Annotated in this window: 27 protein-coding genes and 1 tRNA gene; 13 read left to right on the top strand and 15 right to left on the bottom strand. The window is 66.3% G+C overall.

What is annotated here, in order from left to right:
- Positions 1-102: 102 nt before the first annotated feature.
- From rpoN to WFK98_RS18860, 5 genes are all read right to left on the bottom strand, one after another.
- A complete protein-coding gene (gene rpoN, locus WFK98_RS18880; RefSeq protein ID WP_336801301.1) occupies positions 103-1,650 on the bottom strand; it encodes an RNA polymerase factor sigma-54 in 1,548 nt (515 codons plus the stop codon).
- Between the two features lie 121 nt (positions 1,651-1,771).
- Positions 1,772-2,698 carry an LPS export ABC transporter ATP-binding protein gene (gene lptB / locus WFK98_RS18875; protein ID WP_420909592.1) on the bottom strand — a complete coding sequence of 309 codons (927 nt, stop codon included), beginning with the start codon at positions 2,696-2,698 and terminating at the stop codon, positions 1,772-1,774.
- Between the two features lie 35 nt (positions 2,699-2,733).
- Positions 2,734-3,405 (bottom strand): LptA/OstA family protein, encoded by a 672-nt coding sequence (locus WFK98_RS18870; RefSeq protein WP_336801299.1) that lies wholly within the window; start codon positions 3,403-3,405, stop codon positions 2,734-2,736.
- Positions 3,402-4,124, bottom strand: coding sequence for an LPS export ABC transporter periplasmic protein LptC (gene lptC, locus WFK98_RS18865; protein WP_266336734.1), 723 nt, complete (start codon positions 4,122-4,124; stop codon positions 3,402-3,404). The genes WFK98_RS18870 and lptC overlap by 4 nt, the downstream gene beginning before the upstream one ends.
- A 107-nt stretch (positions 4,125-4,231) precedes the next feature.
- Positions 4,232-4,846, bottom strand: a complete 615-nt coding sequence (locus WFK98_RS18860) for a ribonuclease D (RefSeq protein WP_266336733.1) — start codon at positions 4,844-4,846, stop codon at positions 4,232-4,234.
- Positions 4,847-4,959: 113 nt separating this feature from the next.
- On the opposite strand from WFK98_RS18860, the gene WFK98_RS18855 reads away from it, so the two are divergent.
- The 3 genes from WFK98_RS18855 (at position 4,960) to WFK98_RS18845 (ending at position 6,919) form a co-directional block, all read left to right on the top strand.
- A complete protein-coding gene (locus WFK98_RS18855; RefSeq protein WP_336801298.1) occupies positions 4,960-5,979 on the top strand; it encodes a Gfo/Idh/MocA family protein in 1,020 nt (339 codons plus the stop codon).
- A 219-nt stretch (positions 5,980-6,198) separates the two neighbouring features.
- Positions 6,199-6,627 carry an Hsp20 family protein gene (locus tag WFK98_RS18850; protein WP_266336731.1) on the top strand — a complete coding sequence of 143 codons (429 nt, stop codon included), beginning with the start codon at positions 6,199-6,201 and terminating at the stop codon, positions 6,625-6,627.
- 40 nt (positions 6,628-6,667) lie between these two features.
- On the top strand, positions 6,668-6,919 hold the full coding sequence (locus WFK98_RS18845) for a DUF1150 domain-containing protein (protein WP_266336730.1): 252 nt from the start codon (positions 6,668-6,670) through the stop codon (positions 6,917-6,919).
- Positions 6,920-7,118: 199 nt separating this feature from the next.
- On the opposite strand, the gene pheT is transcribed toward WFK98_RS18845, so the two are convergent.
- The 5 genes from pheT to infC form a co-directional block, all read right to left on the bottom strand.
- On the bottom strand, positions 7,119-9,536 hold the full coding sequence (gene pheT, locus WFK98_RS18840; protein WP_336801297.1) for a phenylalanine--tRNA ligase subunit beta: 2,418 nt from the start codon (positions 9,534-9,536) through the stop codon (positions 7,119-7,121).
- A 10-nt stretch (positions 9,537-9,546) separates the two neighbouring features.
- Complete coding sequence (gene pheS, locus WFK98_RS18835; RefSeq protein WP_266336728.1) at positions 9,547-10,629, bottom strand: phenylalanine--tRNA ligase subunit alpha; 1,083 nt, start codon at positions 10,627-10,629, stop codon at positions 9,547-9,549.
- 171 nt (positions 10,630-10,800) lie between these two features.
- Positions 10,801-11,169, bottom strand: coding sequence for a 50S ribosomal protein L20 (gene rplT / locus WFK98_RS18830; RefSeq protein WP_266336727.1), 369 nt, complete (start codon positions 11,167-11,169; stop codon positions 10,801-10,803).
- Between the two features lie 28 nt (positions 11,170-11,197).
- Entirely contained in the window at positions 11,198-11,392 is a 195-nt protein-coding gene (rpmI, locus tag WFK98_RS18825) for a 50S ribosomal protein L35 (RefSeq protein ID WP_201401663.1), read from the bottom strand.
- Between the two features lie 283 nt (positions 11,393-11,675).
- A complete protein-coding gene (gene infC / locus WFK98_RS18820; RefSeq protein WP_266337350.1) occupies positions 11,676-12,215 on the bottom strand; it encodes a translation initiation factor IF-3 in 540 nt (179 codons plus the stop codon).
- A 232-nt stretch (positions 12,216-12,447) separates the two neighbouring features.
- Between infC and WFK98_RS18815 the strand changes: the two genes are divergently transcribed.
- The 4 genes from WFK98_RS18815 to WFK98_RS18800 are packed head-to-tail and all read left to right on the top strand — an operon-like array spanning position 12,448 to position 15,690.
- Positions 12,448-13,215 carry an alpha/beta hydrolase gene (locus tag WFK98_RS18815; protein ID WP_336801296.1) on the top strand — a complete coding sequence of 256 codons (768 nt, stop codon included), beginning with the start codon at positions 12,448-12,450 and terminating at the stop codon, positions 13,213-13,215.
- Between the two features lie 55 nt (positions 13,216-13,270).
- A complete protein-coding gene (locus tag WFK98_RS18810) occupies positions 13,271-13,876 on the top strand; it encodes a sulfite oxidase-like oxidoreductase (protein ID WP_266336725.1) in 606 nt (201 codons plus the stop codon).
- A 7-nt stretch (positions 13,877-13,883) separates the two neighbouring features.
- Complete coding sequence (locus WFK98_RS18805; protein WP_336801295.1) at positions 13,884-14,660, top strand: ferredoxin reductase; 777 nt, start codon at positions 13,884-13,886, stop codon at positions 14,658-14,660.
- On the top strand, positions 14,650-15,690 hold the full coding sequence (locus WFK98_RS18800) for a glycosyltransferase (RefSeq protein ID WP_336801294.1): 1,041 nt from the start codon (positions 14,650-14,652) through the stop codon (positions 15,688-15,690). Before WFK98_RS18805 ends, WFK98_RS18800 begins: the two co-directional genes overlap by 11 nt.
- Here WFK98_RS18800 and WFK98_RS18795 read toward each other — a convergent pair.
- The gene (locus WFK98_RS18795; protein WP_336801293.1) at positions 15,679-16,569 is read right to left on the bottom strand and encodes an SDR family oxidoreductase; all 891 of its coding nucleotides are present in this window, start codon (positions 16,567-16,569) and stop codon (positions 15,679-15,681) included. The genes WFK98_RS18800 and WFK98_RS18795 overlap by 12 nt on opposite strands.
- An 88-nt stretch (positions 16,570-16,657) precedes the next feature.
- On the bottom strand, positions 16,658-17,170 hold the full coding sequence (locus WFK98_RS18790; protein ID WP_336801292.1) for a DUF2244 domain-containing protein: 513 nt from the start codon (positions 17,168-17,170) through the stop codon (positions 16,658-16,660).
- A gap of 22 nt (positions 17,171-17,192) precedes the next feature.
- Here WFK98_RS18790 and nth point away from each other — a divergent pair, with 22 nt between their 5' ends.
- A complete protein-coding gene (nth, locus tag WFK98_RS18785) occupies positions 17,193-17,897 on the top strand; it encodes an endonuclease III (RefSeq protein ID WP_336801291.1) in 705 nt (234 codons plus the stop codon).
- 223 nt (positions 17,898-18,120) lie between these two features.
- Here nth and WFK98_RS18780 read toward each other — a convergent pair whose 3' ends face one another.
- From WFK98_RS18780 to WFK98_RS18770, 3 genes are read right to left on the bottom strand one after another with little or no spacing between them, the layout of a single operon-like run.
- Positions 18,121-18,573, bottom strand: a complete 453-nt coding sequence (locus tag WFK98_RS18780) for a DUF2214 family protein (RefSeq protein WP_336801290.1) — start codon at positions 18,571-18,573, stop codon at positions 18,121-18,123.
- Positions 18,574-18,619: 46 nt separating this feature from the next.
- A complete protein-coding gene (locus WFK98_RS18775; protein ID WP_266336718.1) occupies positions 18,620-19,297 on the bottom strand; it encodes a sulfate transporter family protein in 678 nt (225 codons plus the stop codon).
- A gap of 60 nt (positions 19,298-19,357) precedes the next feature.
- A complete protein-coding gene (locus WFK98_RS18770) occupies positions 19,358-20,386 on the bottom strand; it encodes a glycosyltransferase family 9 protein (protein WP_336801289.1) in 1,029 nt (342 codons plus the stop codon).
- 244 nt (positions 20,387-20,630) lie between these two features.
- Here WFK98_RS18770 and WFK98_RS18765 point away from each other — a divergent pair, with 244 nt between their 5' ends.
- The 5 genes from WFK98_RS18765 to WFK98_RS18745 all read left to right on the top strand — a co-directional run bounded on the left by WFK98_RS18765 (position 20,631) and on the right by WFK98_RS18745 (position 26,842).
- Positions 20,631-21,632: an adenosine kinase gene (locus WFK98_RS18765; RefSeq protein WP_336801288.1), complete on the top strand. Its 1,002-nt coding sequence runs from the start codon at positions 20,631-20,633 to the stop codon at positions 21,630-21,632.
- A gap of 287 nt (positions 21,633-21,919) precedes the next feature.
- Positions 21,920-22,004 (top strand) — tRNA-Leu (locus WFK98_RS18760).
- Between the two features lie 86 nt (positions 22,005-22,090).
- Entirely contained in the window at positions 22,091-23,773 is a 1,683-nt protein-coding gene (locus WFK98_RS18755) for a tyrosine-type recombinase/integrase (protein WP_336801287.1), read from the top strand.
- 70 nt (positions 23,774-23,843) lie between these two features.
- Positions 23,844-25,451, top strand: a complete 1,608-nt coding sequence (locus WFK98_RS18750) for a class I SAM-dependent DNA methyltransferase (protein WP_336801286.1) — start codon at positions 23,844-23,846, stop codon at positions 25,449-25,451.
- Positions 25,448-26,842 carry a restriction endonuclease subunit S gene (locus tag WFK98_RS18745; protein ID WP_336801285.1) on the top strand — a complete coding sequence of 465 codons (1,395 nt, stop codon included), beginning with the start codon at positions 25,448-25,450 and terminating at the stop codon, positions 26,840-26,842. Before WFK98_RS18750 ends, WFK98_RS18745 begins: the two co-directional genes overlap by 4 nt.
- Positions 26,843-26,859: the final 17 nt, after the last annotated feature.

Here is a 26,859-nt window from a genome sequence, read left to right as displayed (position 1 = left end):
GTGACAGCATGCCGGGAAGTCAAGAAACACGCCCCGGCAACAGCCATCATGTCTTGGACTTGGTCATCCGTCGAGCCCAAGGCAAGGGCAGCCGTCTAAACTTTAGCAGGCGGCGACCGCCTGCTTTTCACGACGACGCTGGACCGATGACGGAATCCTCAGGGCTTCGCGGTACTTGGCGACCGTCCGGCGCGCGATGTCGATCCCCGAGTCACGCAGCATCTTGACCAGCGTATCGTCGGAAAGAACATCATCCGGTGTCTCGGCGTCGATCAGCGCCTTGATGCGGTGGCGGACGGCCTCGGCCGAATGCGCCTCGCCGCCCTCGGAGGAAGCGATCGAGGCGGTGAAGAAATATTTGAGCTCGAACACGCCGCGCGGCGTCGCCATGTACTTGTTCGAGGTGACGCGCGAGACGGTCGACTCGTGCATGGCGATCGCCTCGGCGACCGTCTTCAGGTTCAAAGGCCGCAGATGGGCCACGCCATGCGCCAGGAAGGCATCCTGCTGGCGCACGATCTCGGTCGCGACCTTCAGGATGGTGCGGGCCCGCTGGTCGAGGCTCTTCACCAGCCAGTTCGCCGTCTGCAGGCACTCGCTCAGATAGGTGCGGTCCTCGCCCTTGGAACGGCGCGCGACCTTGGAATAATAGCTCTGGTTGACCAGCACGCGCGGCAGCGTGTCGGTGTTGAGCTCGATCCGCCAGCTGCCGTCCGGCGCCGCGCGCACGACCACATCCGGCACGACGGGATGGATCGGCGCCGATCCGAAGGCGCTGCCCGGCTTCGGATCGAGCGTGCGCAGCAGGCGCAGCCGCTCGGCCAGGTCCTCATCGCCGATGCCGCAGAGCCGCTTCAGCCCGCTCATGTCGCGCCGGGCGACCAGGTCGAGATGGCCGATCAGCGTCTTCATCACCGCATCGAGGCGTCCGCGCTCGCGCAGCTGGATCGCGAGGCAATCCGCGAGGTCGCGGGCGGCAATGCCGGTCGGCTCGAAGGTCTGCAGGATGGCGAGCGCATCCTCGACCTGCTCCAGCGGCGCGCCGAGGCGGCTGGCGACAGCCTCCAGGCTGGCGCGCATGTAGCCGGCCTCGTCGATCTCGTCGATCAGCGCCTGGCCGATCAGGCGGAGGCCCGGATCGGTGACGGCAAGGCCGAGCTGGTCGCCCAGCAACGCCGCGAGCGACCGCTCCTCGGCGACGAAGGCTTCGAGATTGTAGTCGTCGCTGCTGACGGCGTGGCGATCGGAGGGCGTCGACCAGGGATCGACCGGCGGCAGGCCCGCCGCTTCGCCAGCCGGGGCGCCGTGATCGTCGGGAAACACGTTGGCGAGGTCGGTGTCGAGCCGCTCGGCGATCGCGTCCGGCGAGACCTCCAGGCGGGTCTCCAGCCAGTCCGGCCGCTCCTCGGCGACATCCGCCGCGAGCGCGCGGTCCTCGGCGGCGTCGGAGGCGCCCTCGGCCGGGAGCGTGAAGCCGGTTGCGTCATCGCGGTCGTCGCGCTCGAGCAGCGGATTGCGCTCGAGTTCGGCATCGACATAGGCGACCAGGTCGAGATTGGAGAGCTGAAGCAGCTTGATGGCTTGCATCAGCTGCGGCGTCATCACGAGGGACTGGCTCTGCCGGAGCAGGAGTTTTTGTGAAAGAGCCATTCTTCGGCAGCGTATCCCGGAGTGTGGTCCAAGGCTTTTTTGCCTTATGGCCACCGGCCTCCCGGCCTGGTGGCCCAAGACTTGCTTGGTTCACCCCTTGGTATCGCAAGCCGCGCCGGCTTCAAAGCGTAAACTGCTCTCCGAGATAGAGACGACGCACGTCCGGGCTGGCGACGATGTCCTCCGGACGGCCTTCCATGAGCACTTCGCCGGCATGGATGATGTAGGCGCGGTCGATCAGACCCAGCGTTTCGCGAACATTGTGATCGGTGATCAGCACGCCGATGCCGCGCTGGGTCAGGTGGCGCACCAGCGTCTGAATGTCGCCGACCGCGATCGGATCAATGCCGGCGAACGGTTCGTCGAGAAGCATGAAGGTCGGACGGCTGGCGAGCGCGCGGGCGATCTCGCAGCGGCGCCGCTCGCCGCCGGAAAGGGCGATTGCCGGCGATTTGCGAAGATGGCTGATGTGGAACTCGGCGAGAAGCGAATCGAGCTCTTCCTCGCGCCGGTGGCGATCGGGCTCGACGACCTCCAGCACGGCCTTGATGTTCTGCTCGACCGTCATGCCGCGGAAGATCGAGGTTTCCTGCGGCAGGTAGCCGATGCCGAGGCGGGCGCGGCGATACATCGGCAATTGGGTGACGTCGTTGCCGTCGAGCTCGATGCGGCCGTGATCGGCCTGCACCAGGCCGGTGATCATGTAGAAGATCGTCGTCTTGCCGGCGCCGTTGGGGCCGAGCAGGCCGACCGCCTCCCCCCGCGCCACGGCGAGGCTGGCGGAATTGACGACGCGGCGGCGGCGATAGCTCTTGCCGAGGCCATGGGCGACCAGCCAGCCGGGTCCGCCGGCATCCTGGGCGTAGCGGGTTACCTGCGGTTCGGCGCCACGACGGGCGGCGATATCAGCCACTGCCGGTTCCCGGCTCCTGAAAAGGCTCGAAAAAATGACCGGCGCTCCGTTCACTGCCCCGGCGCTGCCGGCTGCTTCTGTCATCGGGACGATCCCAGAGGGGATCCGAGGCGTCAATCCGACACCTCGCCTCAGGCCGGCGCATGGTGCGCGGCCTCAGGCCTGACGCGCTAGGGCGTCTTGCCCGGGGCCGAGCCCGGCGTGAAGATGCCGCGGATGCGAGCGCCCGGCTTCTGGTCGACGCGGGCGCGGCCCGTCGTCATGTCCCAGGTCAGCTTGTCGCCGGTGATGACGTTGGGGCCCTGGCTCAGCACGACATTGCCGGTCAGCGTCACCAGCTTGCCGACCATGTCGACGACGGCGGTGTCGCCGGTCGCGGTCTGCTGGCCGGAGTTGACGTAGACCTTGCCGGTCGCCTCGATGCGGGTGAAGCTGCCGGCGCCCGGCAGCGTGCCCTCGAGCTGAGAGGCTTCCTTGTTGGCGGCGGCGGGCTTCGCCGCGCCATCGGCCGACTTGCCATCGGCGCTCTTGCCATCGGCGGCGTCGGCCGGCTTGCCGTCCTTCGGCGCGGTCTTGGAGCCGGCCGAGAAGATCGAGATCTTGCCGGCCTTCAGCACGCTGTCGCCGCGCGTCACGGTGACATTGCCGGTAAAGGTCGAGATGCGCTGACCGTCCTTCTCCACCACGTCGAGCGAATCCGCCTCGACATTGACCGGGCCCTTCTGGCCGGTCTGGAATCCCTTGAACAGGTCGGCATTGGCCTGCGCGCGCGCCTCGACGGCGCCAAGCGCCAGCGGCAGGAAGGCGAGTGCAAAGACGAGGCGGTGGGACAGTCTTGTCATTCGATCACCGAAGGTGCTGCGGGCTGCGGGGAAGGCGAGTCGGCAGAATGGGTTGCAGGAGCCGAGTATGTCACCTTTACCCCGTTCCTGAACAGAATACGTTTGCCGCGATCCTGCACTTCAACGCTGTTGGCCTGGATCCGGCTGCCCTGGGCGGTGAAATCGATCGGCTGGTCGGATCGCATCGTGCCGGCCTTCATGTCGATATCGGCGTTTTCCAGCTTGCCGGCGATGCCGGTCGAGGTCGAAAGCGTGATCGACTTGTCGAGGAACAGGCGCTGCTTGTCGGCGTAGTAGGTGCCGGTGGTGGCGACCACCTTGGCCGTGTCGTCATTGTCCATGCCGATCGTCGCGCCGATCCGCTGCAGGGTGACGACCTTGGTGTCCTTCAGCGACTGCTCGGCCCGGTCGGCCTTCAGCTCGTAGGCGCGGCCATTGTTGGTGAAGCCCGAAACGTGCGGGTTCTCCATCACCACGGCGTTGTTGGTGACGTCGATCGAACCGAAGGCGACGCCTTCCGGCAGGCTCGGCGCGAAATAGGTGAACAGGAAGAAGGCGCCGGCCGCCAGCACGCTGACCGTCGGCAGGGCGATCTTCAGGATGCGGACCAGGCGGCTGTGCCGCATGGCGGCGCGATAACGCGCGTCGACGCCCTGGCGCGGATCCACATGGGAACCGCGGCCTCCTGCTGACCAGGTCGGGTCAGTCGACGCTCTCATGCGCTCTCCGCTCTTTCAAGTCTCGCTGCCGCGGCCGGCAGCCTGCGTCAGCAATATGGATACTTAGCGGCGCAAACCAAGGCGCGACGCAACGTCGCCGCGCGCGGTCAGGAATGCGCGAAGATATCCTGTTCCGCCCAGCCTGCAAGATCGAGCTCGGCGCGGGTCGGCAGGAAACGGAAGCAGGCTTCGGCCAGTTCGGCGCGGTTTTCGCGGGCAAGGCGCTCGTCGAGCCGCGTCTTCAACCCATGCAGATAAAGAACATCGGAGGCGGCATAGGCGAGCTGCGCCTCGCTGAGCTTTTCGGCCGCCCAGTCGGAGCTTTGCTGCTGCTTGGAAAGATCGACGTCGAGCAGTTCCTTCACCAGATCCTTCAGGCCGTGCCGGTCGGTATAGGTGCGGGTCAGCCGCGAGGCGATCTTGGTGCAATAGACCGGATTGACGGTGATGCCGAAGGCATGGCCGAGGACGGCGACGTCGAAGCGGGCGAAATGGAAGATCTTGGTCACGCCCGGGTCGGTCAGCAGCTTGACGAGGTTGGGCGCCTCGCGCTGGCCGCGCGCGATCTGCACGACGTCGGCGGTGCCGTCGCCGGGCGAAAGCTGCACCACGCAGAGACGGTCGCGATGCGGGTTCAGACCCAGCGTCTCGGTATCGATCGCGACCGATGCGCCGTAGTTCGACAGATCGGGCAGGTCGCCACGATGCAGGCGGATCGTCATGGCAGAAAAACCTCAAATTCCGGAAGCGTTTGCGTTTTCCTAGCGAAGCATGTCGTCTTCTGCAATGACGCAGGTCACAGCCGGAAGGCCATAGGGACGAAGGAACGCAACCGATGACCAATCTGCCAGGCGAACCCGCGACCGATCCGGTGCGCTGGGGCATATTGAGCACGGCGCGGATCGCGCGTCAGCGCGTCGTGCCGTCGCTGCTGAAGAGCCCGTCGTCACGGGTCGCGGCCGTCGCCTCGCGCAGCCTCGACAACGCCCGCAATTTCGCCGCCGCCTTCGACATCCCGAAGGCCTATGGCTCCTACCAGGAACTGATCGACGATCCCGAGATCGATGCCATCTACAACGCGCTGCCGAACAACCTGCATGTCGAGACGACGCTCGCCGCCACGGCGAAGGGCAAGCATGTGCTCTGCGAAAAGCCGATCGGCCTCGATCTCGCCGACGCGCTCCGCCTGAAGGCCGCGCCGCCCGGCGTGCTGATCGGCGAGGCCTTCATGATTCGCCATCACCCGCAATGGCACGAGGTGCGGAAGATCCTCGCCTCGGGACGGATCGGCAAGGTCCGCGCGGTGCAGACTTTCTTCGCCTTCCTGAATGTTGACCCCGCCAATATCCGCAACCGGCCGGAAACCGGCGGCGGCGCCATCCTCGATATCGGCTGCTATGCGATCGCCTCGGCCCGCCTGATCTTCGGTTCCGAGCCGCTGCGCGTGCTCGCCCTCATAGACCGCGACCCGGCGATGCTGACCGACCGCACCACCTCGATCCTGGCCGATTTCGGCGAGGGGAGGCAGTTCTCGGCGACGATCTCGACCCAGGCCTTCCGCCACCAGCGCGTCGGCATCATCGGCACGGAAGGCCGGATCGAGATGGAGACACCCTTTTCGGCGCCGACCGACGAGAAGTCGCGCATCCTGCTCGACCTGCACGGCCCCGGCCAGCCGGTCGAGTCGATCGTCTTCCCGCCGGTCGACCAATACGCCCTGCAGGTCGAGGCGTTTTCGCGCGCGGTGCGCGGGACGGGGCCGTGGCAATTCGGGCTCGACGACGCGCTCGCCAATATGGCGGTACTCGACGCGCTGTTCCGCTCCGAGCGCTCCGGCACATGGGAGAGACCCTAGCCGGCGGACGTTCTCTCTCCGGCGGGCGGCGCCGCAATCCGGCCATTCGCGGCGCAAACCGGCGCGCCGCGGCTGCGGCAACCCGCCGTTAACAGGTCGGCTGCCGATGTTCTTGAAGCCGCCGACCGGCACGACCATATTGGGATCACGGGATGGTTCCCGTCGGATGCCTCTTCAGAGGGTCCGGTGACAAGGTCGCTTAGTGAAAGGACTTTGTGGATGTCGCGCGTTTCTGCGTTCTCCAGTCCGTTGCTTCTCGGATTCGACGAGATCGAGCGAGCTCTCGATCGGGTCGCGAAAGCATCCGGAGACGGCTACCCGCCGTATAATATCGAGCGGGTCACCAAAAGTGGCGCGCGCGACGAGTGCCTTCGCATCACGCTGGCCGTGGCCGGCTTCTCCCGCGAGGCGCTCGAAGTGACCGTGGAAGAAAATCAGCTCGTCATCCGCGGCCGCCAGCAGGACGACCGCGAGCGGATCTACCTTCATCGCGGCATCGCGGCACGACAGTTCCAGAAGACCTTCGTGCTGGCCGACGGGATCGAGATCATCTCGGCGGAGTTGAAAGATGGACTGCTTGCCATCGATCTCGCCCGGCCGACGCCGGAGCGGGTGGTGCGCAAGATCGAGATCGGCGTTCGCGACTGAGGGTCGCCGGTCCTCTCGCTCGATGATGAGGAGAATAATGATGTCTGCTACACGTTTCGCCATTTCGCCGGAGAGCCTCGCTGGCCTCGGCAACGGTCAGATCGCCTACGTCAAGGCGGTCAAGTCCGAGAACATCCGGGACCTCTTCCCCGACGCGCCTGAAATCGCCGCCGGCCAGAAGTTCTGGGCCCTGCTCGACGCGCGCGGCACGCCGCTGATGATTTCCGACAGCCGCGATGCCGTGGTCATGAACGCCCATGAAAACGACCTCGAAGCGGTGAGCCTCCACTAGGCTCCTGCCCGGCTCCCCACCCCGCCGGCCTCCCCCGACGGGGCGCGGGCGCCGCCGAGACGAACGACCGATGCCGGGCATCGGATTCTCCCAACCGGGAGGATCCGGTGCCTTTTGCGTTTCAGGGCCACCTCGCAAAGAAAAGGGCCGCCCGGATCGGATCCGGACGGCCCTTTCTTCATCAAATCCGCGCGAGCCGTCAGGAGCGCAGCACACCCTGCGTCGCCTTGGAGACCTGGGCGACGATCTTGGCCGCCACCGCCTCGATCTCTTCGTCGGTGAGCGTCTTCTGCGTCGGCCGCAGCGTCACTTCGATGGCGATCGACTTCTTGTCGGCGCCAAGCGACGCGCCCTCGAACACGTCGAACACCGACACATTGGAGATCAGCGCCTTGTCGGCGCCCTGCGCCGCCTTGACCAGCTTCGCCGCTTCCACCTTGCGATCCACCACGAAGGCGAAGTCGCGCGTCACCGGCTGGTAGGGCACCAGCTCGAGCGGCGGCTTCGTCTTGGTCGGGCGCGCGCGCGGCGCGGGAATGGCGTCGAGGAGAATCTCGAAGCCAACCAGCGGCCCCGCGACGTCGAGCTTGTCCAGCACGGAGGGGTGCAGCTCGCCGAACCAGCCGATGACGTTCTGCGGCCCGAGCTGGATCGTGCCGGAGCGGCCGGGATGGAACCATCCGGGCGCGCCGGCGACGATCTGGAATTTCTCCACCTGCGCGCCGAGGGCGTCCAGGAGGGCGAGCGCATCCGCCTTGGCGTCATAGACGGAAACCGCCGGCGCCTTGCCCTGCCAGTGGCGGCCGGCGCCGTTCACCGTCGCGCTCAGGCGACGGATGCCGGTAGCGGCGGTCAGCTGGTCGGACGGCTTTGTGCCGCGGAAGATCTGGCCGACCTCGAACAGGGCGAGATCCGCCGTGCCGCGGTCGGCATTGCGCTGCGAGGCCAGCAGCAGGCCGGGCAGCAGGCTCGGGCGCATGTCGGACATGTCGGCCGAGATCGGGTTCGCCAGCGCCAGCTCGGGCTTGCCGCCGCCGAAGGCCTCTGCCACCGGCTTGGCGACGAACGACCAGGTGACGGCCTCGACGAGGCCGCGCGCCGCCAGCGCCCGCTTCGCGCGGCGGGTGCGGGTCTGCGCCAGGGTGAGCACCGGCTTGGTGACGTTTTCCGACTTCGGCAGCGGCGTCGACGGCACGCGGTCGACGCCGAGGATGCGCATCACTTCCTCGACCAGGTCAGCCTTGCCGTCGACATCCGGGCGCCAGGACGGCACACCGACGGAGAGCGACGGCGCGCTGCCCGAAACGGTGAAGCCGAGCGCCGTCAGCACGGTGCGGATCTCGTCCTCGGTCGGATCGATGCCGGCGAGACGCTTCACCTCGGCGATCGGGAAGGCGATCGTCAGGTGGCGCTCCGGCACGCTGCCTGTGACGACGACCTCGCTGGCCTCGCCGCCGCAGATCTCCTGCACCAGCCGCGTCGCCAGCTCGATGCCGGGCACCATGAAGGCCGGATCGACGCCGCGCTCGAAGCGATAGCGCGCGTCCGAGTTGATGCCGAGCTTGCGGCCGGTCTGGGCGATGTTGAGCGGCTCCCAGAGCGCCGACTCGATCAGCACGTCGACCGTGTCGTCGGAGCAGCCGGAGGCTTCGCCGCCCATGATGCCGCCGAGCGACTCGAGACCGTTGTCATCCGAAATCACGCAGATCGACGGATCGAGCGCGTAGGTCTTGCCATCTAGCGCGAGCAGGGTCTCGCCCTCCCTGGCGCGACGCACGACGAGGTCGCCCTTGACCTTGGCGGCGTCGAAGACGTGCAGCGGGCGGCCGCGGTCGAAGGTCAGGAAGTTGGTGATGTCGACGAGCGCATTGATCGGGCGCAGGCCGATGGCGCGCAGCTGGCGCTGCATCCATTCCGGCGACGGACCATTCTTCACGCCGCGCACCAGGCGCAGCGCGAAGGCGGGCGACAGCGCCGGCGTGTCGCCGAACTCGAACTTCACGCTGACCGGCGAGGGGAACTTGCCCTCGACCGGGGCGACCGAACGATCCCTGAGCGTACCGAGGCCGGCCGCCGCCAGGTCACGGGCGACGCCATGGATTCCGAGGCAATCCGGGCGGTTCGGCGTGATCGCGATGTCGATGACGGGGTCGCCGAGGCCCGCCCATTCGGCATAGCCCATGCCCACCGGCGCATCGGCCGGCAGCTCGATGATGCCGTCATGGTCTTCCGACAGCTCCAGCTCGGCGGCCGAGCACAGCATGCCGCGGCTCTCGACGCCGCGAATGGTGCCGACGGTCAAAGTGATGTCCTTGCCGGGAATGTAGGTGCCGGCCGGCGAGAAGACGCTCTTCATGCCGGCGCGGGCGTTGGGCGCGCCGCAGACGACCTGCACCGGATCGCCCGAGCCGGTGTCGACCATGCAGACGCGCAGGCGGTCGGCGTTCGGGTGCTGAACCGCCGAGACGACATAGGCGATGGTGAACGGGGCGAGCAGCTTCGCCTTGTCCTCGACGTCCTCGACCTCGAGGCCGACGCGGGTCAGCGCATCGGTGATCTCGTCGAGCGAGGCATTGGTCTCAAGATGCTCCTTGAGCCAGGAAAGCGTGAATTTCATGGGTCTTTCCTTACGAGCTCAGGCCGCCGACGAGCGTCGGCAGGTCCAGCGGACGGAAGCCGTAATGATTCAGCCAGCGCTGATCGGCGTCGAAGAAGGCGCGCAGGTCCGGCATGCCGTATTTCAGCATGGCGATGCGGTCGATACCCATGCCGAAGGCGAAGCCCTGATAGACGTCGGGGTCGAGGCCGGCGAAGCGGATGACGTTCGGGTGAACCATGCCGCAGCCGAGGATCTCCAGCCAGTCGTCGCCCTCGCCGAAGCGGACCTCGTTGCCGACCCGCTTGCAGCGGATGTCGACTTCCATCGACGGCTCGGTGAACGGGAAGAAGGACGGGCGCATGCGCATCTCGACCTTCTCGACCTCGAAGAAGGCGCGGCAGAACTCCTCCAGCAGCCACTTCAGATGGCCGATATGGCTCGACGTGTCGATCACCAGGCCCTCGACCTGGTGGAACATCGGCGTGTGGGTCTGGTCGCTGTCGCAGCGATACGTGCGGCCGGGCGCGATGATGCGGATCGGCGGCTTCTGGCTCTCCATCGTGCGCATCTGCACCGGCGAGGTGTGGGTGCGCAGCAGCAGCCGCTCGCCCTTCTCGTCCGGATTGAAGAAGAAGGTGTCGTGCATCTCGCGCGCCGGATGGCCGACGGGGAAGTTCAGCGCGGTGAAATTGTAGTGGTCGGTCTCGATATCCGGCCCCTCGGCGACGGCGAAGCCGAGGTCGCCGAAGATCGCCGTGATCTCGTCGATCACCTGGGAGACGGGATGGATGCGGCCCTGCTCGAGCGGGCTCGGCCGGAGCGGCAGCGTGACGTCGACCGCTTCCGAGGCGAGGCGGGCGGCGAGGCCGGCTTCCTTCAGCGTGGCGCGGCGGGCGCTCAGGGCTTCCGTGACGCGATCGCGCAGGCCGTTCAGCGCCGGTCCCATGACCTTGCGCTCGTCCGGCGTCATCGCGCCGAGGCCCTTCAGCAGTTCGGAGACGGAGCCCTTCTTGCCAAGGGCGGCGACGCGAACCGTCTCGATCGCCGCTTCGTCGGAAGCGCCGTCGATGGCCGCGTGGATGTCGCGTTCGAGAAGTTCGAGATCGGACATGTCATTCCTCATGGGCGCCCGTGCGGCGCCGGATCATCGTCAGTTCGATCCGAAGAGGAATGCTCGCCGGATCACGCCAAACGCCGCAGCCACATTCAAGCGGCGGCGGCGCGATTGCGTTCCGGCCCCGGAAAGTCCGGCGGGAGGCCGCCCGAAGGCGGCCTGCCCAACTCAGGCGGCCTTGAGGGCGCCCTGAGCCTGATCGACCAGCGCCTTGAAGGCTGCCGGCTGGCTGATCGCCAGTTCGGCCAGAACCTTGCGGTCGACTTCGATACCAGCCTTTGCGAGGCCGTCGATAAATCGGCTGTAGGTCAGGCCCTCGGCGACTTCGCGGACGGCGGCGTTGATGCGCTGGATCCAGAGAGCGCGGAAATTGCGCTTCTTGGCCTTGCGGTCACGGAACGCGTACTGGGCGGCCTTGTCGACGGCTGCCTTGGCGGTCCGGATGGTATTCTTGCGGCGACCGTAGAAGCCCTTGGCGCGCTTCAGGATCTTCTTGTGCTTGGCGTGAGACGTTACGCCCCGCTTAACTCGCGACATGGTTCAAACTCCAGGTAAGGGGGACGGTTCAGCCGTTCAGGAACTGCTTGACGATCTTGGCATCCGCATCCGAAAGCACGGTGGTGCCGCGTGCATTGCGGACAAACTTGGCGGTGCGCTTGATCATGCCATGGCGCTTGCCAGCCTGGCCTGCCTTGACGCGTCCGGTACCGGTGAGCTTGAAGCGCTTCTTCGCGCCGCTCTTGGTCTTCAACTTGGGCATTTTGCTCATCCTTAATCATGCTGCCGGGATGCAGACCACAGCGCCCGTCTTGCGAGGAGCGTTCCAATGGTCGCTTCGGCATGGAAGCATTCGTGAGCCGACGCGGCATGCCCTGAGGAATATCGCCAACGAATTGGCGTTCCCCGCGCCGGGCGGCTCGGAAACGGCGGATCTATAGCGGGCGGAAACCGACGTGGCAAGGGCGGGCCGATGATTCCGGCCCGCCGACTTGCCAAATCCGTGACGCCGACCCCAAGGGTCGATCGCCCGGGTGGCCAAGCGCTCAGCGCGGGGCCAGAACCATGATCATCTGGCGGCCTTCGAGCTTCGGCTCCGCCTCGACCTTGGAAATCTCGGCGGTCTCGTCGCGAACCCGCTCGAGCAGCTTCATGCCCAGGTGCTGGTGCGCCATTTCGCGGCCGCGGAAGCGGAGCGTCAGCTTGACCTTGTCGCCCTCTTCGAAGAAGCGCTTGATCGCCTTCATCTTGACCTCGTAGTCGTGGTCATCGATGGCGGGGCGCATCTTGATTTCTTTGACTTCGACGATCTTCTGGTTCTTGCGAGCCTCGTTCGCCTTCTTCTGGGTCTGGTACTTGAAGCGGCCGAAATCGAGGATCTTGCAGACCGGGGGCTCGGAATTCGGCGCGATCTCGACGAGATCGAGGCCCGCTTCCTGGGCAGCGGCCAGCGCATCCTGAATCGAAGTGACGCCGATGTTCTGGCCGTCCTCTCCGATCAACTGAACTTCACGGACACCACGGATTTCGCGGTTGATACGCGGCCCATCCTTGGTGGGCTCCTGCGCTTTGAACGGACGGCGAATGGGGGCAGTCTCCTCTAACATTTATGAATCTGTCCGGCTTGACTAAATGGTTACGGTCCGCGTGTTTGCCTAGGGCCGACAAAGGCCGAGGCAAGCAGCAGACACGCGGGTCAAAGATCCCGGACAGCCCTGCGAAACTCGGCCAAGCAGGCGGGAAAGTCAACAGAAAGCCGCCATTCCACGCCACTTGAGCGCGGATCGACGCAGATTTCGAGCGACGGATGAGCGATTGATGCAACCAGAACACAAGACCCTGCCCGTCGGCGCCGGCGCCGAAGCGCGCGACATAGCCGTTCTCGCCCGTGCCGGGACGGGCCCCGGCGTGCTGTTCCTCGGCGGATTCATGTCCGACATGCTGGGCTCCAAGGCCGAGGCGCTCGACCACTGGGCGGCGGAAAAGGGCCGTGCCATCACCCGCTTCGACTATTCCGGCCACGGCCAGTCCGGCGGCGACTTCGCCGACGGCACCATCACACGCTGGCTCGAGGAGGCGCGCGCCGTGCTCGAGCGCGAGACGGAGGGCCCGCAGATCCTCGTCGGCTCGTCGATGGGCGGCTGGATCGCGCTGCTGCTGGCGCTGGAAATGACCACCCGCGCGCCGGGCCGGATCGCAGGCCTCGTGCTGCTGGCGCCCGCCGTCGACATGACGCGCGACCTCATCCTCGCCCGGATGACGCCGGCCGAACGGCAGGAAATGGAGACCACCGGCGCGCTGAGGCAGCCGAGCGCCTATTCCGACCAGCCCTATCTGATCACCAGGAAGCTGATCGACGACGGCGAAGCGCATCTTCTCGGCCACAGGCCGGTTGCACTCGGCGCGCCGGTCCATATCCTTCAGGGCGTCCTCGACGACGAAGTGCCGTGGCAGATGGCGATCGACCTTGTCGCACAGCTGGCACAGGACGATGTGGTTCTGACGGTGATCAAGGATGCCGGCCATCGGCTGTCACGGCCGGAGGATCTCAAGAAACTGATCGCCGCGGTCGAGGCGATCGCCTGAACGGCAGGTGGCGGGACCGGATCTGCGGCCCGCACAAGCAGGATCGGAGCAAGGCATGGCGACACGCGGCTTCATCGGCAAGCGTCCGAGCGACGGCATCGGCGACAGGCTGCCGCCGGGACAATATCTGACCGAGGATTTTCCGGTGCTTTCGGCCGGGCCGACGCCGCGCGTCGCGCTCGCCGATTGGCGCTTCACCCTCAAGGACGGCGTGCGGCCGGTGGCGAGCTGGGGCTGGGACGCCTTCAACCAGCTGCCGCAGTCGAAGCTGACGCGCGACATCCACTGCGTGACGAAATGGTCGAAGTTCAACACCGCCTGGTCGGGCGTGATGGTGGACGACATCCTCGCCGAGGCCGGCATCGCCGCGCCGAGCGACTTCACGCTGGCGCATTCCTATGACGGCTATTCCACCAATGTGCCGACCGAGGATCTAATCAACGGCAGGGCGATGGTGGCGACCCATTTCGAGGGCAAGCCGATCAGCCCCGACCATGGCGGCCCGGCGCGGCTGCTGGTGCCGCATCTCTATTTCTGGAAATCGGCGAAATGGGTAAGCGGCCTGCAATTCACCAGCCGCGACGAAGCCGGATTCTGGGAACTGCGCGGCTACCACATGCGCGGCGATCCATGGCGCGAGCAGCGCTTCAGCGGAGATTGACAGCCTCGTGAATGCCTCCCCCGTCATCGCGCCGCAGCCGGAACGGCTGATCTGGCAGATCGCCACCGTCGTCGCCATCACGACCGAGACGCCCCGCGTAAAACTGTTCCGGCTGAAGCCGGCGGACTGGCACGGCTTCACCGCCGGCCAGCATGTCGACGTGCGACTGACCGCGCCGGATGGCTACCAGGCCGAGCGCAGCTATTCGATCGGCTCGGCGCCGGACGACAGCGGCACGATCGAGCTCGCGATCGATCTGATCGACGACGGCGAGGTATCGCCCTTCTTCCACGAGGTCGTGGAGGTCGGCGACGAGATCGAGGTACGGGGCCCGATCGGCGGCCATTTCATCTGGCGCGCCGAAGATGGCGGGCCGCTGCTGTGGATCGCCGGCGGCTCCGGCCTGGTGCCGCTGATGTCGATGCTGCGCCACCGCGCCGCCACCGCACCCGAAATCCCGGCGGCGCTGATCTATTCCGCCCGCCGCCGCGAGGACCTGATCTGGTGCGACGAGCTTTTGCAGCACGCGGCGCGGGACCCGAACTTCACGCTTTTCGCCACGCTGAGCCGCGAGGCGGCACCGGGCGGGGGCGTCTGCCACGCCGGCATCCGCCATGGCCGCATCGACCGCAACCTCGTCGACGCCGCGCTGGCGAGGTTGCCGTCGGCGCCGAAGACCACCTTCATCTGCGGCTCGAACCCGTTCGTCGGCGCCGCCTCGACCTTCGCGCTCGACGCGGGGCTCCCCTTCGCCAGCATCCGGGCGGAGCGCTATGGGGGTTGAGCCGCATTCGATCGTCGCCGCCGCCGTTCCGGCCGAGATCGACGCCCGCGCCGCCGACGAACTGCTGGCCTTCGCCCGCCATCTCGACCGGGCGGCCTCGGCTTGGCTCGACAGCCTCGGCGAGGACGGGCGGCGTCAGGGCCGGCGCGTCGGCTATGTGCTGATCGGCACGCCGGAATATGCGCTCGGCATGGACGTGCTGGTGCGCTCGCTGCGGGCCGTCACCGACCTGCCGATCCTGGTGCTGGCGGCCGGCGGCTGGAAGCCGACGCTCCGCGCGACGAACCTCGCCGTGCTGGCCGTGCCGGAGATCGTCAAGCAGGACCTCGAAGGCAGCCTGGCGGCGCGTTTCCGCCGCACGCTGACCAAGCTATGGGCGTTCAGCTTCGTGTCGCTCGACCGCCTCGTCTATCTCGACGGCGATTGCCTGGTGCGGCAGACAATCGACGACCTCTTCGACGGCGAGGGCTTCGCCGCCGCGCCGGACCTGCTCTGCAACCAGCCGCATCCGGTCTTCAATTCCGGCGTCTTCGCGCTCTCGCCCGACGCGGCGATGCGGCAGTCGCTGTTCGCCTCCCTGCCGGCAACCCCCTCCTTCGACGGCGGCGACCAGGGCATCCTCAACGCCTTCTTCGGCGCGGACGTCACCTGGCTGCCCGCCCGCGACAACTACCTTCGAACTTACGAGCCCATCATGCCTGGCGCTGCCGGCGCGGCGCGCGTCATCCACTACACCGCCAAGAAACCCTGGACGCCGCAATCGGAATCGATCGGCGACCACGCGCTGCTCGGCCTCGACGACGTCTGGACCGAAAAGCTCGACAGGGCCGGGCTGATGGCGCTGGTCGGAACGTGGCGGCGCGCCGTCGCCGACTCCGAGACGGCCGCGAACACGGCGCTCCGGCGCATCGAGGCGGAGCTTGTCGACCAGCGTCGCGGCGCCAAGCGGCTGATGCGCCGCGTGCTGCTGGCGCTCGGCCTCGTCGCGCTGCTGCAGGCCGGCCTGCTTGTCGCCTGGCTATCCGGCTGAGCCGCGCCAGCTGCCGTCGTTCCAGAGCGCCGCGATTCCCTCGCGATAGGTCGGAAAAGCGAGCTTCACGCCGAGATCGGCGGCGAGCCGCCTGTTGCCGACGCGCTTGTTCTCGCCATAGAAGGAGCGCGCCATCGGCGACAGCTCGGCGGTGGCGAAGTCGATCTCGGGCGGCGCCGGCTGGCCCGCAAGCCCGGCGGCGAAGGCGACCACGTCCTGCGGCGGCCCCGGCTCGTCATCGGTGACATTGAAGACGCCGGAGGCCTTTTGCGCCGCGCCGGCGGCGACCGCGGTCGCGATATCGGCGACATGGATGCGGTTGAACACCTGCCCCGGCTTGACCAGCCGGCGGGCCGTGCCCTCCATCACCTGCGCCAGCGCGTTGCGGCCCGGGCCATAAATGCCGGAAAGGCGGAACAGCGCCACCGGCACGCCGCGCTCCTCGCCGAGAATGCGCCATTCCATCTCCGCCCGCACGCGCTCGACCGAGCGGCTGGAAAGCGGGTTCGGCTCCGTCGCCTCGTCGACCCAGCCGCCGCCATGGTCGCCATAGACGCCGACCGTCGACAGATAGCCGAGCCATTCGAGGGCTTCGGCGCCGAGGATGGCGCCGCGCAGCAGCGTGATGACCGGATCGCCGGCCGAGCCCGGCGCGATCGACTGGACGATGTGGGTGGCGCGCCTCGTGGCGGCGACGACGGCGTCGCTCGCGCTCTCGCCGTCGAAGACCAGCGCGTCGATGCCCTTCGCGCGCAGCCGCGCCGCCTTCTCCTCGGTGCGGACCGTGCCGCCGACGGTGGCGTAGTCGCCCTTCGCCCGTTGCGCCAGCGCCTGGCCGGAGAAGCCGAGGCCGAAGATGAAGAGGTGTTTTTCGGTCATGCGGTCTCCGACGCTCGGGGAAAGAAACCCGGTCTATCGCCCAAGCCCATGCGCAGACAAGTCTTTTGGACGCGGATGCGCCCGCCCCTCAGGCGTGGCGGACGGAGGCCAGCGCCTTCGACAGCGCGCTGGCGAAGGATTCGCGATCGTCCGGATTGAGGAAGCTGCCGATCGAAAGGCGGCGGCCATGCGAGGCGAGCGCCATGCGGATGATGCCCCAATCCGGCACGCGCTCGACTTCCAGCCGCGCCCAATACGGGTTGAAGTCGAAATCCTCAGCCCGCCCGTTCGGGGCGATCCGGCGCACGGTCAGATGCTCGTCCGTCATCTCGACAATCTCGCAGGCGCGGCCGGAGCGGTAGTTGAGGCGGAAGGCGAGCTGGATGGCGAGGATGTCGAGGCCGAAGAAGGCGGCGATCGGCCAGGCTCCCATCGACCAGAACAGCAGGCCGCAGCCGAAGCTGGTCAGCACGATGACCATCATCAGCGCCGCGAAGCCGCGCGGCGACAGCGAACGGTACGGCGTCAGCGTCGCCCGGAACAGCACGGTCTCGGGTGTCGTCGGCGGGTTCTGCGGCATGTCGACATTGCGGTCGCTCATGGCTCGTCAGTATAGAGGATGTATGTCGAATGCACAGCCTCTCCCGCCATCCGCGCCACCGCGCCGCAAGGCTCCGCGCGCCCCGAAGCGCTTCACCAGGGCCGAGGTGGAAGAAGTGTTCGCCCGCTTCCAGGCGCGCGATCCCGAGCCGAAGGGCGAGCTCGAAAGCGTCAACACCTTCACGCTGCTGGTCGCCGTCGTGCTGTCGGCGCAGGCGACCGACGCCGGCGTCAACAAGGCGACGCGGGCGCTGTTCGCCATCGCCGACACGCCGGCCAAGATGCTGGCGCTCGGCGAGGAGCGCGTCAGCGACCACATCAAGACGATCGGCCTCTACCGCACCAAGGCGAAGAACGTGATCGGCCTGTCGAGAATGCTGATCGAGCAGCATGGCGGCGAGGTTCCGGACGACCGCGCCGCGCTGGAGGCCCTGCCGGGCGTCGGCCGCAAGACGGCGAATGTCGTGCTCAACATCGCCTTCGGCCACCCGACCATCGCCGTCGACACGCATATCTTCCGGATCGGCAACCGCACCGGCCTCGCGCCCGGCAAGACGGTCGACGCGGTCGAGAAGGAGCTGAACCGGATCATCCCGCCGAAATACATGCTGCACGCGCATCACTGGCTGATTTTGCACGGCCGCTATGTCTGCAAGGCGCGCAAGCCCGACTGCGCCGTCTGCCTCATCAACGACCTCTGCCGCTACCCGGACAAGACGCTGGCGTAGTCAAATCTCTCCGCGCCCTGCTCCATCCTCGCCGTCATCCTCGCGAAAGCGAGGATCCACGCAGCCGGGAACGCTGCCCAGCGAAGCTCCCGAGATCACGGCTGAATGGATCCCAAGGCTCCGCCCGGGATGACGCCGGATATGGAATAAGGGCTGGAGCCAGACTCCGCCCCCAGTCGGAAGCGCTCCGCGACCTCTCCCCATGGGAGAGGAGAAGAAAAACTCACATGCCGATGCCGCGCGCCATCATCGACGCGAGGATCGCGACGACCACCAGCATCGCCGTCTCGGCATGGACCAGGCGGCGGACGCCGGCGATCTCGCCGGGCGAAGGCTGGAAGGCAGGATCCGCCTTGGCGGCCTTGCGCCAGGCGAGGATGCGCATGGTCGGCTGGATCGAGAGCAGGCCGAGCGCGGCGAAAGCGATGATCTTCGCCCAGAACACCGGATTGCCGACATAGAAGCCGGAGCCCTTGAGGCCGAGGAAGACCCGGCCGAAGCCGGCGAGCACCAGAAGCGTCGCCGCGCCGCCATAGATAGCATCGACCCGGCCCAGCTTTTCCAGCGCCGCGCCCGCAAGCCCAGGCTTCAGCAGCAGCAGCTCCATCGCCAGCACCGTGACGATGGCGAAGACGAGCAGGAAATGGGCAATGGCGAGCAGCAGATCGACCAGCATCTCATGTCCCCGTGGCGCGGAACCCTGAACCCCGGGGCGATCTTGCCTAGATTTCGAGCGGACGGGAACCCGTCACGCGCTTGTGCACATGCGTCATGAAGGCTGTGGCGAAGAGCGGCGTCAGAAGGTTGAGGATCGGGATCGCCAGGAAGGCGGCGATGACGAAGCCGGCGAGAAGCACGGTGACGGCGTTGTCGCGGCGGAGCTGGCGGGCCGCCTCGACCGGACGGAACCGCGACGCCGCCGCCTCGAAGAATTCGCGACCGAGCAGGTAGCCGTTGCCGAGGAAGAAGGCGACGAGATTGACGCCCGGCACCAGCAGCAGGATCAGGCAGACGATGTTGACCAGGATCACCGTCGCGGTAAAGCCGAGCGTCGACACGACGCTGTCGACGAAGGAAAGTCCCTGGCCGGGCGGATCCTGCGGGTAGTGCGTGGCCTCGACGACCGCCGCGATGTCGTCGGAGAACAGCCCCGCCATCAGCGCCGAAACCGGAGCAATCAGGAAGCCCAAGCCGACGACCAGCCCGAAGCCGGTGACGATGGCGACCGAGGTGTTGATCCAGGGCTGGCTCGGCCAATCGGCGAAATGCACGACCAACGCCTGCAGGCCGAACCAGATGCCGATCAGGAACACGAAGGTCAGGCCCAGCGTCTTCCACAGCACGGCGCGGAAGGGCGGCGTTCCGATATCGGTCAAGGCGAGCCAGGCGGCCGCAAGCATGGACGTTCTCCCAGATGGACGCTGGCAGATAGGATGCGGGCCACGAAGCCGCAAGGCAACTCAGCCGGCGGGGCGGACGCCCAGTTCGCGGGCGAAGTCGAGCGTCGCCGCGACGACCGCCGCGAGCGGGATGTCGGTCATCGCCTCGCCGCCGAAATCCTGCGCCGAAACGATGCGCGAGGCGGGCGCGTTCGGCGCCCAGCGCTCCGGCCGCGTCGGCCCGAACAGGCTGACCACCGGCACGCCGGCCGCGCCGAACAGATGGCCGAGGCCGCAATCATTCGCCACCAGCAGCTTCAGCGACGGCGCCAGCGCCAGCGGCGCGTCGAGCTTTCCGCGCGGCGCGTCGATCATCATCGCCGTCATGTCGACGACATCGACGTCGGGCGCGCTACCGGCGAGCACCGGCAACGCCGCACGCTCGTCCGGGCCCGCGAGCAGCACCGGCCTGTAGCCGAGCGATCGCAACTCCCGCGCCAGCGCGACGAAGCGCTCGAGCGGCCAGTTCTTCCACGTCTTGTTGCTGCCGAAGGCGAAGCCGATCCACGGCTCCGAAGGCGGCAGGATCGTCGCCGCAAGGGCCTCCGCCCCGGCGCTGGCGGCAATCCGGCCGCTGGCATCGACAGGATCGAAGGCCTGGTAGGCAAGATTGAGCGCCCGCTCGCCGATATGCTTCGGCCGGCGCCGGTCCCACCAGGGCGCGCCGACGCGGCGGTTCAGCCCGGGCAGGCAGGCGTAATACTCGTCGTAGCGAAGCACCAGCCGGGCCGCGAGCACGCTGGCGACGCGGGTTCGAGTGTCGAACACGGCGCTGAAGGGCGGCAGCGTCTTCAGCGTGCGCATGCCCTGCAGAAGCGGCTCGGTGAAATCAAGCTCCGCCATCACCCTGGCGATCCCGCCCTCGACATAGGGCAGCACGGCGGTCTGCATGGCGGTGTCGTGCGCCGAGATCCACCAGATCTCGCGGTCGGGCCTCGCATGACGGATGGCGCGCAGAAGCGGCAGCTTCAGGATGACGTCGCCCAGCCCCTCGCGCTCGACGATCACCGCGATGGGGCGGCTCGCCTGGTCTCCGACGGTCTGGTTCATCCTGCGACTCATTTCTGTAGGCGAAGGTGCCGCGACACCTGGCATGCGGGCCGACCGAACGGTCGGCGGGCGTCTCTGTGCTGCCTATTTGTGTCGCTCTCGCGACATCGGCGCGGCGCCATGCAAAAAGGGCGGTTCCGCCGGGCGGCCTCGGTGGTTGCACGGCGAACGACCGGCTGTATAGTCCGGCTCCGTCACCCCTTTCCGCCGGCCGACCGGCCGCTTGCCCTATCAGGAAATTCTCATGACGGAAGCCCGCTACGACGTTCTCGGGATCGGTAACGCGATCGTCGACATTCTGGCGCGGGCGGAGGACGATTTCCTGGTCGAGCAGCAACTGGTCAAGGGTTCGATGCGGCTGGTCGACATGACCGAGTCGAAGCGGCTCTACGACGCCATGGGCCCGGCGATCGAGGCATCCGGCGGTTCGGCCGGCAATACGGTTGCCGGCGTCGCCTCGCTCGGCGGCAAGACCGCCTTCGTCGGCAAGGTCGCCGATGACGAGCTCGGCGCCATCTACGGTCACGACATGCGCTCGATCGGCGCCACCTTCGACGTGGCGCCGCTGGTCGGCGGCGCCCCCACGGCGCGCTGCATGATCTTCGTCACGCCGGACGGCGAGCGGACGATGAACACCTATCTCGGCGCCTGCCACGCGCTGACGCCGGACGACATCGACCCGGTGCTGTTCGCCGATACCAAGATCACCTATTTCGAGGGCTTCCTCTGGGACGCGCCGACGGCGCGCGACGCCTTCTTCAAGGCGGCCGACATCGCCCACAAGGCCGGTCGCCAGGTGTCGCTGACGCTTTCCGACGCCTTCTGCGTCGATCGCTTCCGCGGCGACTTCATGCGCCTGCTGCGCGACGGCACGATCGACATCCTGTTCGCCAACGAGGTCGAGCTGAAGTCGTTCTACGAGACGTCGAGCTTCAACGAGGCGCTGAAGGCGCTGCGCCAGGATTGCCGCATCGCCACCGTCACGGTCGGCGCCGAAGGCTCCTATGTCGTGACCCAGGACGGCATCGAGCACGTGCCGGCGACGACGGTCGAGAACGTCATCGACACCACCGGCGCCGGCGACCTCTATGCGTCGGGTTTCCTCTACGCCGTCGCCAAGGGCCTCGATCTGAAGACGGCGGCGGCCCTCGGCTCGCTCGCGGCCGGCGAGGTGATCAACCATATGGGGCCGCGCCCCTCGACCTCGCTGGTCGATCTGGCGCGGCAATCCGGCTACGCCGTCTGAGGCCACGTTCCAGCGCGGCCGACAGCGATCCGCGCCCGGAAGGCGTGGATCCATCCTCCCGAAGCCTTTCATCGATCCCGCTGCGGATGATGGAAGGCTTTCGCATTTTCGGGGATCTAGACACGCCGCCAGAGGTCCGCGCGCAGGGGATGGCGAGCGGAAGCAGATGCCTTCCGGGGCGGATCGGCTTAGGCGGCTCGGAGTTTTCCCCAGCCCCGAATAATCCCGGACGATCGCATCGTGTCGTGATTGACAAGGCAACGGGGTCCCCTTATTCATCCGTCCGCGCCCAGATGGCGGAATTGGTAGACGCGCACGGTTCAGGTCCGTGTGACGAAAGTCGTGGAGGTTCGAGTCCTCTTCTGGGCACCATTTCCCAACAGTACCGTTGAAGTCCCTGATATTTTCGAGATATCAGGGGCTTAGTCCACCCCGACTGTCATACAGGGGTGCCATACATGGTGCTGCAGATGGCCAGATCTACCAAACGGCCCGGGTCTCTCAACAATCAGTTCGTACGCCGCGTTCCAGCCGATCTCGTTGATCGCCTGAAGGGCAGGACACTTCGCTTCTCGCTCCCGAGCGGCGAACTTGACCAACCGGATCTTCCGGTCCGCGCCAAGGCTGGCGTCCACATTGCCTTCTCCCTGCAGACTGCAGACAAGTCGCTCACCACCGTGCGACATGCCGCCGCGCTGGCTCAAGTCGAGGCGCTATTCAAGGCCGAGCGCACCGGACCGGTGGATCTCTCGTTCAAGCAGGTTCAGGCACTCGCCGGCATCGCCTATCGTCGGCTTGTTGCCGACAACGAGGAAGATCCGGGCCAGCCTCACGACTGGGCGGTGTTCCAGTCTCTAGTCGCGGATGCGGCTGAATATCTTGAACCGGACGATGACGGCGAGATGCGCCCCTCCTACGGAACGCGTACCGCAGAGCAGGCCCTCGCAGCCATATTCGACATCGACGCGTTCTTGGCCTCCGAAGGCGTGACGCTCGCGCGACCGAGTCGCGATGCCTTCATCCAGGCGCTCGTCAGCGCGCTGTACAAGGCCGCCTCGCTGCTCGGCGTGCGCGCTTCAGGCGACTACAGCCCCGACCCGCATGCCGCCCGCTATCCCGACTGGCAGCGTCCCGAGCCGCCCGTAGAGCGAACCACACCGGCCCCAAGCAAGCCCACGCTCCCAGCCGGCGGCATCACGCTCACCGCCCTGGTTGAGGGCTGGTGGACAGAAGCCAAAGCAACCGGTCGCAAGCCCAGCACCTATGAGAGCTACCGCAACACGATGCAGCGGCTGATCAAGCACCTTGGACATGAAGTTGCGGCGCGCGTCACCCCCGAGGACATCATCAGCTTCAAGGACGCGCGCCTCGCCGAGATCAACCCGAGGAACGGCAAGCCCATCTCACCGAAGACCGTCAAGGGTAGCGACCTGGCGGGACTGAAGGTAGTGTTCGACTGGTCTGTCGTGAACAGGAAGCTTGCCGCCAACCCAGCTGCGGATGTCACGCTAAAGCTCGGCAAGACCAAGCGCACACGCCCGCCCGGCTTCACGGACGAGGAAGCCGTCGTCATCCTTCAGCACGCCACGTCCTTCCAGCGCGGGAACGAACGCTCGACAACAGCAGCCGCCAAGCGCTGGGTGCCGTGGCTCTGCGCCTATACGGGTGGTCGCGTGGGCGAGCTGGCGCAGTTGCGCAAGCAGGACATCCGGCAGGAAGCCGGCCGCTGGGTCATCCACATCACGCCCGATGCGGGCACGGTCAAGACTGACGAAGCACGTGATGTCCCGCTGCACGCTCATCTCATCGAGCAGGGCTTCATCGACTTCGTGACAAAGGCAAAGCCGGGCCCGCTCTTCCTCATTCCGGCCAAGGACGGCGACGTCCTGGGACCGCTGCAGGGCGTAAAGAACCGCCTCGCGGAGTTCGTGCGCGAGGTGTTCACCGACCCACGCGTCGCGCCCAATCATGGCTGGCGTCACCGCTTCAAGACCGTCTGTCGAGACATAGGGATTGATGCGGGGGTACGCGACGCCATCCAAGGCCATGCTGCACGCAGCGTGGCCGAAGAATACGGCGAGGTCTCGATCATCGCCAAGGGCAACGCCATCGACAAGCTGCCGAGATATGCGGTCGACTGACCGAGCGGCCGAGACGACCCCGATTGCACTCGGGAGACCGAACACCTAACAATTGCACGGGGGAATTCTTATGGCGTCAGTACAATCGAATAATGGCGGAGATCTCGGCTTTGAGGCCGACCTGTTCAAGGCGGCCGACAAGCTACGGGGCAATCTAGAGCCGTCCGAATACAAGCACGTCGCGCTCGGCCTGATCTTCCTGAAGTACATCTCCGAGGCGTTCGGGGCGCAGCACGAGAAGCTGCAGGCGGAGGACTACGCCGACCCGGAGGACCCCGAGGAATATCTCGCCGCACACGTGTTCTGGGTGCCGCCAGAGGCGCGATGGGCGCATCTTCAGGCCAACGCCAAGCGGCCGGAGATCACCTTTGTCGACGTCACCACAGGCCGCGAACGCAAGGGCGACATCGGCGGACTGATCGACAACGCTATGGAGGCCATCGAGCGGGCCAACGTGAAGGTCCTGAAGGACGTTCTGCCGAAGATTTATGGCCGCCCGCAGCTCGACAGGACCATGCTGGGCGAACTCGTCGACCTCTTCTCCAAAATCGACATGAAGGCCGGCCATGGCGGCGCGCAGGACCTGCTCGGCCGCGCCTACGAATATTTCATCTCGCAGTTCGCGGGCGCAGAAGGCCGGCGCGGCGGCGAGTTCTTCACGCCACGCTCGGTAGTGCAGACCATTGTCGAGATGCTGGAGCCGACCAAGGGCCGCGTCTACGACCCGTGTTGCGGTTCGGGCGGCATGTTCGTCCAGTCTGAAAGGTTCGTCGAAGCGCATCAGGGCCGGCGCAGCGACATCGCCATCTATGGCCAGGAGCGCAACCACACGACCTGGAAGCTCTGCAAGATGAACCTCGCGGTGCGCGGCATCGACGCCAATATCGCCTGGAACAACGAGGGCTCCTTCCTGCGTGATGCTTTCCCGCAGACGAAGTTCGACTATGTGATGGCCAACCCACCCTTCAACGTGTCGGACTGGTGGCAGCCGCAGCTCGAAGGCGACGCGCGCTGGGCCTTCGGCACGCCGCCACAGGGCAACGCCAACTTCGCCTGGCTGCAGCACATCATCCACCACCTCGCCCCGCGCGGCACGGCCGGCGTGGTGCTGGCGAACGGCTCGATGTCGTCGCAGCAGTCCGGCGAGGGTGAAATCCGAAAGGCGCTCGTCGAGCGCGACGTGGTCGACTGCATGGTCGCGCTGCCCGGCCAACTTTTCTATTCGACCCAGATTCCCGCCTGCCTTTGGTTCCTGGCGCGCGATAAGAGTGCGAACGGCCACCGCGAACGGCGCGGCGAGATCCTGTTCATCGATGCTCGCAAGCTCGGCCGAATGGTTGATCGAACCCGGCGTGAGTTCACGGACGAGGACATTGCCAGAATCACAGAGGTCTATCACCGTTGGCGCAACAAGCCCGAGGCGAATGAGGCTGCAGGCATTGAGCCTTATTCCGACGAACCGGGTTTCTGCCGGTCGGCCACGCTGGAAGAGGTACGCAGCCATGGCCATGTGCTGACACCTGGGCGCTACGTCGGTGCGAAAGACGAAGAAGGCGATGGCGTGCCGTTCGAGGAGCAGTTCGCTAACCTGCAGGCAGTGCTGGAAGAACAGTTCAGACTCGGGCGCGAGTTAGAGGCAGCTATTTCGCTATCTCTCCTTCGGGTGGCATCGCGATGATGAACGACTGGAATACGGTTGAGCTCGGGGAACTGGCTGCGGTCTACGACGGACCTCATGCGACTCCAAAGCTCACAACCAGCGGCCCCATTTTCCTCGGCATCGACACACTCCAGAATGGTCGCCTCGCACTCGACAACACTCGCCACGTCAGTGATGAGGACTTCAAGACCTGGACGCGACGAGTCACGCCTCAACCAGGAGACCTAGTGTTCTCATACGAGACCCGCCTCGGCGAAGCAGCGCTAATACCAGAGCGCCTAACGTGCTGCCTTGGCCGGCGGATGGGCCTGCTTCGACCAAAGCCGGACCGGGTCGACTCGCACTTCCTTCTCTACCGCTACCTCTCGCCGGACTTCCAAACCTTCCTGCGCTCCAGAACAATTCACGGTGCGACGGTAGATCGCCTGCCGCTGAAGCAGTTTCCGTCATTTCCAATCACTCTACCCGATCTAGATGAACAGCGCCGGATAGCCGCGCCTCTCATGCAGCTAGACGACAAAATCGAGCTGAACCGGCGCATGATTGGAACCCTGGAGGCCATGGCTCAGGCGATCTTCCGCGACTGGTTCGTCGACTTTGGCCCCGTCCGCCGCAAGATGGAAGGCACCACCGAACCGGTCGCGGTCCTGGGCGGCGTTACCGGAGACCCGACCCTCGCCGCCGAACTTGCCGGCTTTTTCCCCGCCCATCTTGAGCAGGAAGGCGAGCCCGCCGGCTGGACGTGGGGTACGGCCGAAAACCTCATCGAATTCAACCCTTCCATTCCCCTAAAGAAGGGGACAATAGCGCCTTACTTGGAAATGGCTGCCCTTCCCACTACCGGTCCGACCGCCGATGCTGCGGTCGAGCGCCAATTCGGATCGGGCATGCGCTTCGCAAACGGGGACGCCCTCTTGGCTCGCATCACGCCATGCTTGGAAAACGGAAAGGCTTGCTTCGTCGATAGCCTACCGGAAGGCGCCGTGGGGTGGGGCTCGACGGAATTTTTTGTCCTGCGCGCGAAGCCGCCATGCCCGCCGCCGATGGGCTACTTGCTGTGCCGCGATCCAGACTTCCAGACACTGGCGGTACAAAGCATGACCGGAACGTCGGGACGCCAGCGCGCGCAACTCGACATGCTAAGAGCATGGCCCTTGGCAATTCCGCCCGATACGGTACTTCGCGCCTTCGGGACATTCGTCGAGCCACTCTTTGCCAAGATCACAGCGGCCGCGGCCGAGAACCGGACACTCGCTGAAGCCCGGGATTACCTGCTACCCCGGCTGATGTCGGGAGAGATAAGAGTGACTGCTGCTCCGGGGGGGACAGATGAAAGCAGAGGCGACGGACGCCAGCATAGTTGGAGATCCGAATCTGACATACATGGACAGGCTCCCCCAATGGCCTGAGTTCACATTCGACAATG

The sequence above is a fragment of the Kaistia sp. MMO-174 genome (genome assembly GCF_037147815.1).
In the GTDB taxonomy this organism is placed as follows: domain Bacteria; phylum Pseudomonadota; class Alphaproteobacteria; order Rhizobiales; family Kaistiaceae; genus Kaistia; species Kaistia nematophila.
Note: the sequence above shows the minus strand (reverse complement) of the source record. Positions and strands in the feature narration are given on the sequence as shown.

Bases quoted from the DNA above. Each gene is read 5' to 3' on its own strand.
- WFK98_RS18765 (WP_336801288.1), top strand. From the start codon at position 20,631: ATGACGGAAGCCCGCTACGACGTTCTCGGGATCGGTAACGCGATCGTC.
- WFK98_RS18775 (WP_266336718.1), bottom strand. From the start codon at position 19,297: ATGCTTGCGGCCGCCTGGCTCGCCTTGACCGATATCGGAACGCCGCCC.
- rplT (WP_266336727.1), bottom strand. From the start codon at position 11,169: ATGTCGCGAGTTAAGCGGGGCGTAACGTCTCACGCCAAGCACAAGAAG.
- WFK98_RS18870 (WP_336801299.1), bottom strand. From the start codon at position 3,405: ATGACAAGACTGTCCCACCGCCTCGTCTTTGCACTCGCCTTCCTGCCG.
- WFK98_RS18780 (WP_336801290.1), bottom strand. From the start codon at position 18,573: ATGCTGGTCGATCTGCTGCTCGCCATTGCCCATTTCCTGCTCGTCTTC.
- WFK98_RS18850 (WP_266336731.1), top strand. From the start codon at position 6,199: ATGTCGCGCGTTTCTGCGTTCTCCAGTCCGTTGCTTCTCGGATTCGAC.
- WFK98_RS18745 (WP_336801285.1), top strand. From the start codon at position 25,448: ATGATGAACGACTGGAATACGGTTGAGCTCGGGGAACTGGCTGCGGTC.
- pheS (WP_266336728.1), bottom strand. From the start codon at position 10,629: ATGTCCGATCTCGAACTTCTCGAACGCGACATCCACGCGGCCATCGAC.
- rpoN (WP_336801301.1), bottom strand. From the start codon at position 1,650: ATGGCTCTTTCACAAAAACTCCTGCTCCGGCAGAGCCAGTCCCTCGTG.
- WFK98_RS18860 (WP_266336733.1), bottom strand. From the start codon at position 4,846: ATGACGATCCGCCTGCATCGTGGCGACCTGCCCGATCTGTCGAACTAC.
- WFK98_RS18845 (WP_266336730.1), top strand. From the start codon at position 6,668: ATGTCTGCTACACGTTTCGCCATTTCGCCGGAGAGCCTCGCTGGCCTC.
- WFK98_RS18770 (WP_336801289.1), bottom strand. From the start codon at position 20,386: ATGAACCAGACCGTCGGAGACCAGGCGAGCCGCCCCATCGCGGTGATC.
- rpmI (WP_201401663.1), bottom strand. From the start codon at position 11,392: ATGCCCAAGTTGAAGACCAAGAGCGGCGCGAAGAAGCGCTTCAAGCTC.
- WFK98_RS18810 (WP_266336725.1), top strand. From the start codon at position 13,271: ATGGCGACACGCGGCTTCATCGGCAAGCGTCCGAGCGACGGCATCGGC.
- WFK98_RS18750 (WP_336801286.1), top strand. From the start codon at position 23,844: ATGGCGTCAGTACAATCGAATAATGGCGGAGATCTCGGCTTTGAGGCC.
- WFK98_RS18790 (WP_336801292.1), bottom strand. From the start codon at position 17,170: ATGAGCGACCGCAATGTCGACATGCCGCAGAACCCGCCGACGACACCC.
- lptC (WP_266336734.1), bottom strand. From the start codon at position 4,124: ATGAGAGCGTCGACTGACCCGACCTGGTCAGCAGGAGGCCGCGGTTCC.
- nth (WP_336801291.1), top strand. From the start codon at position 17,193: ATGTCGAATGCACAGCCTCTCCCGCCATCCGCGCCACCGCGCCGCAAG.
- WFK98_RS18855 (WP_336801298.1), top strand. From the start codon at position 4,960: ATGACCAATCTGCCAGGCGAACCCGCGACCGATCCGGTGCGCTGGGGC.
- pheT (WP_336801297.1), bottom strand. From the start codon at position 9,536: ATGAAATTCACGCTTTCCTGGCTCAAGGAGCATCTTGAGACCAATGCC.
- WFK98_RS18755 (WP_336801287.1), top strand. From the start codon at position 22,091: ATGGTGCTGCAGATGGCCAGATCTACCAAACGGCCCGGGTCTCTCAAC.
- WFK98_RS18800 (WP_336801294.1), top strand. From the start codon at position 14,650: ATGGGGGTTGAGCCGCATTCGATCGTCGCCGCCGCCGTTCCGGCCGAG.
- WFK98_RS18815 (WP_336801296.1), top strand. From the start codon at position 12,448: ATGCAACCAGAACACAAGACCCTGCCCGTCGGCGCCGGCGCCGAAGCG.
- WFK98_RS18795 (WP_336801293.1), bottom strand. From the start codon at position 16,569: ATGACCGAAAAACACCTCTTCATCTTCGGCCTCGGCTTCTCCGGCCAG.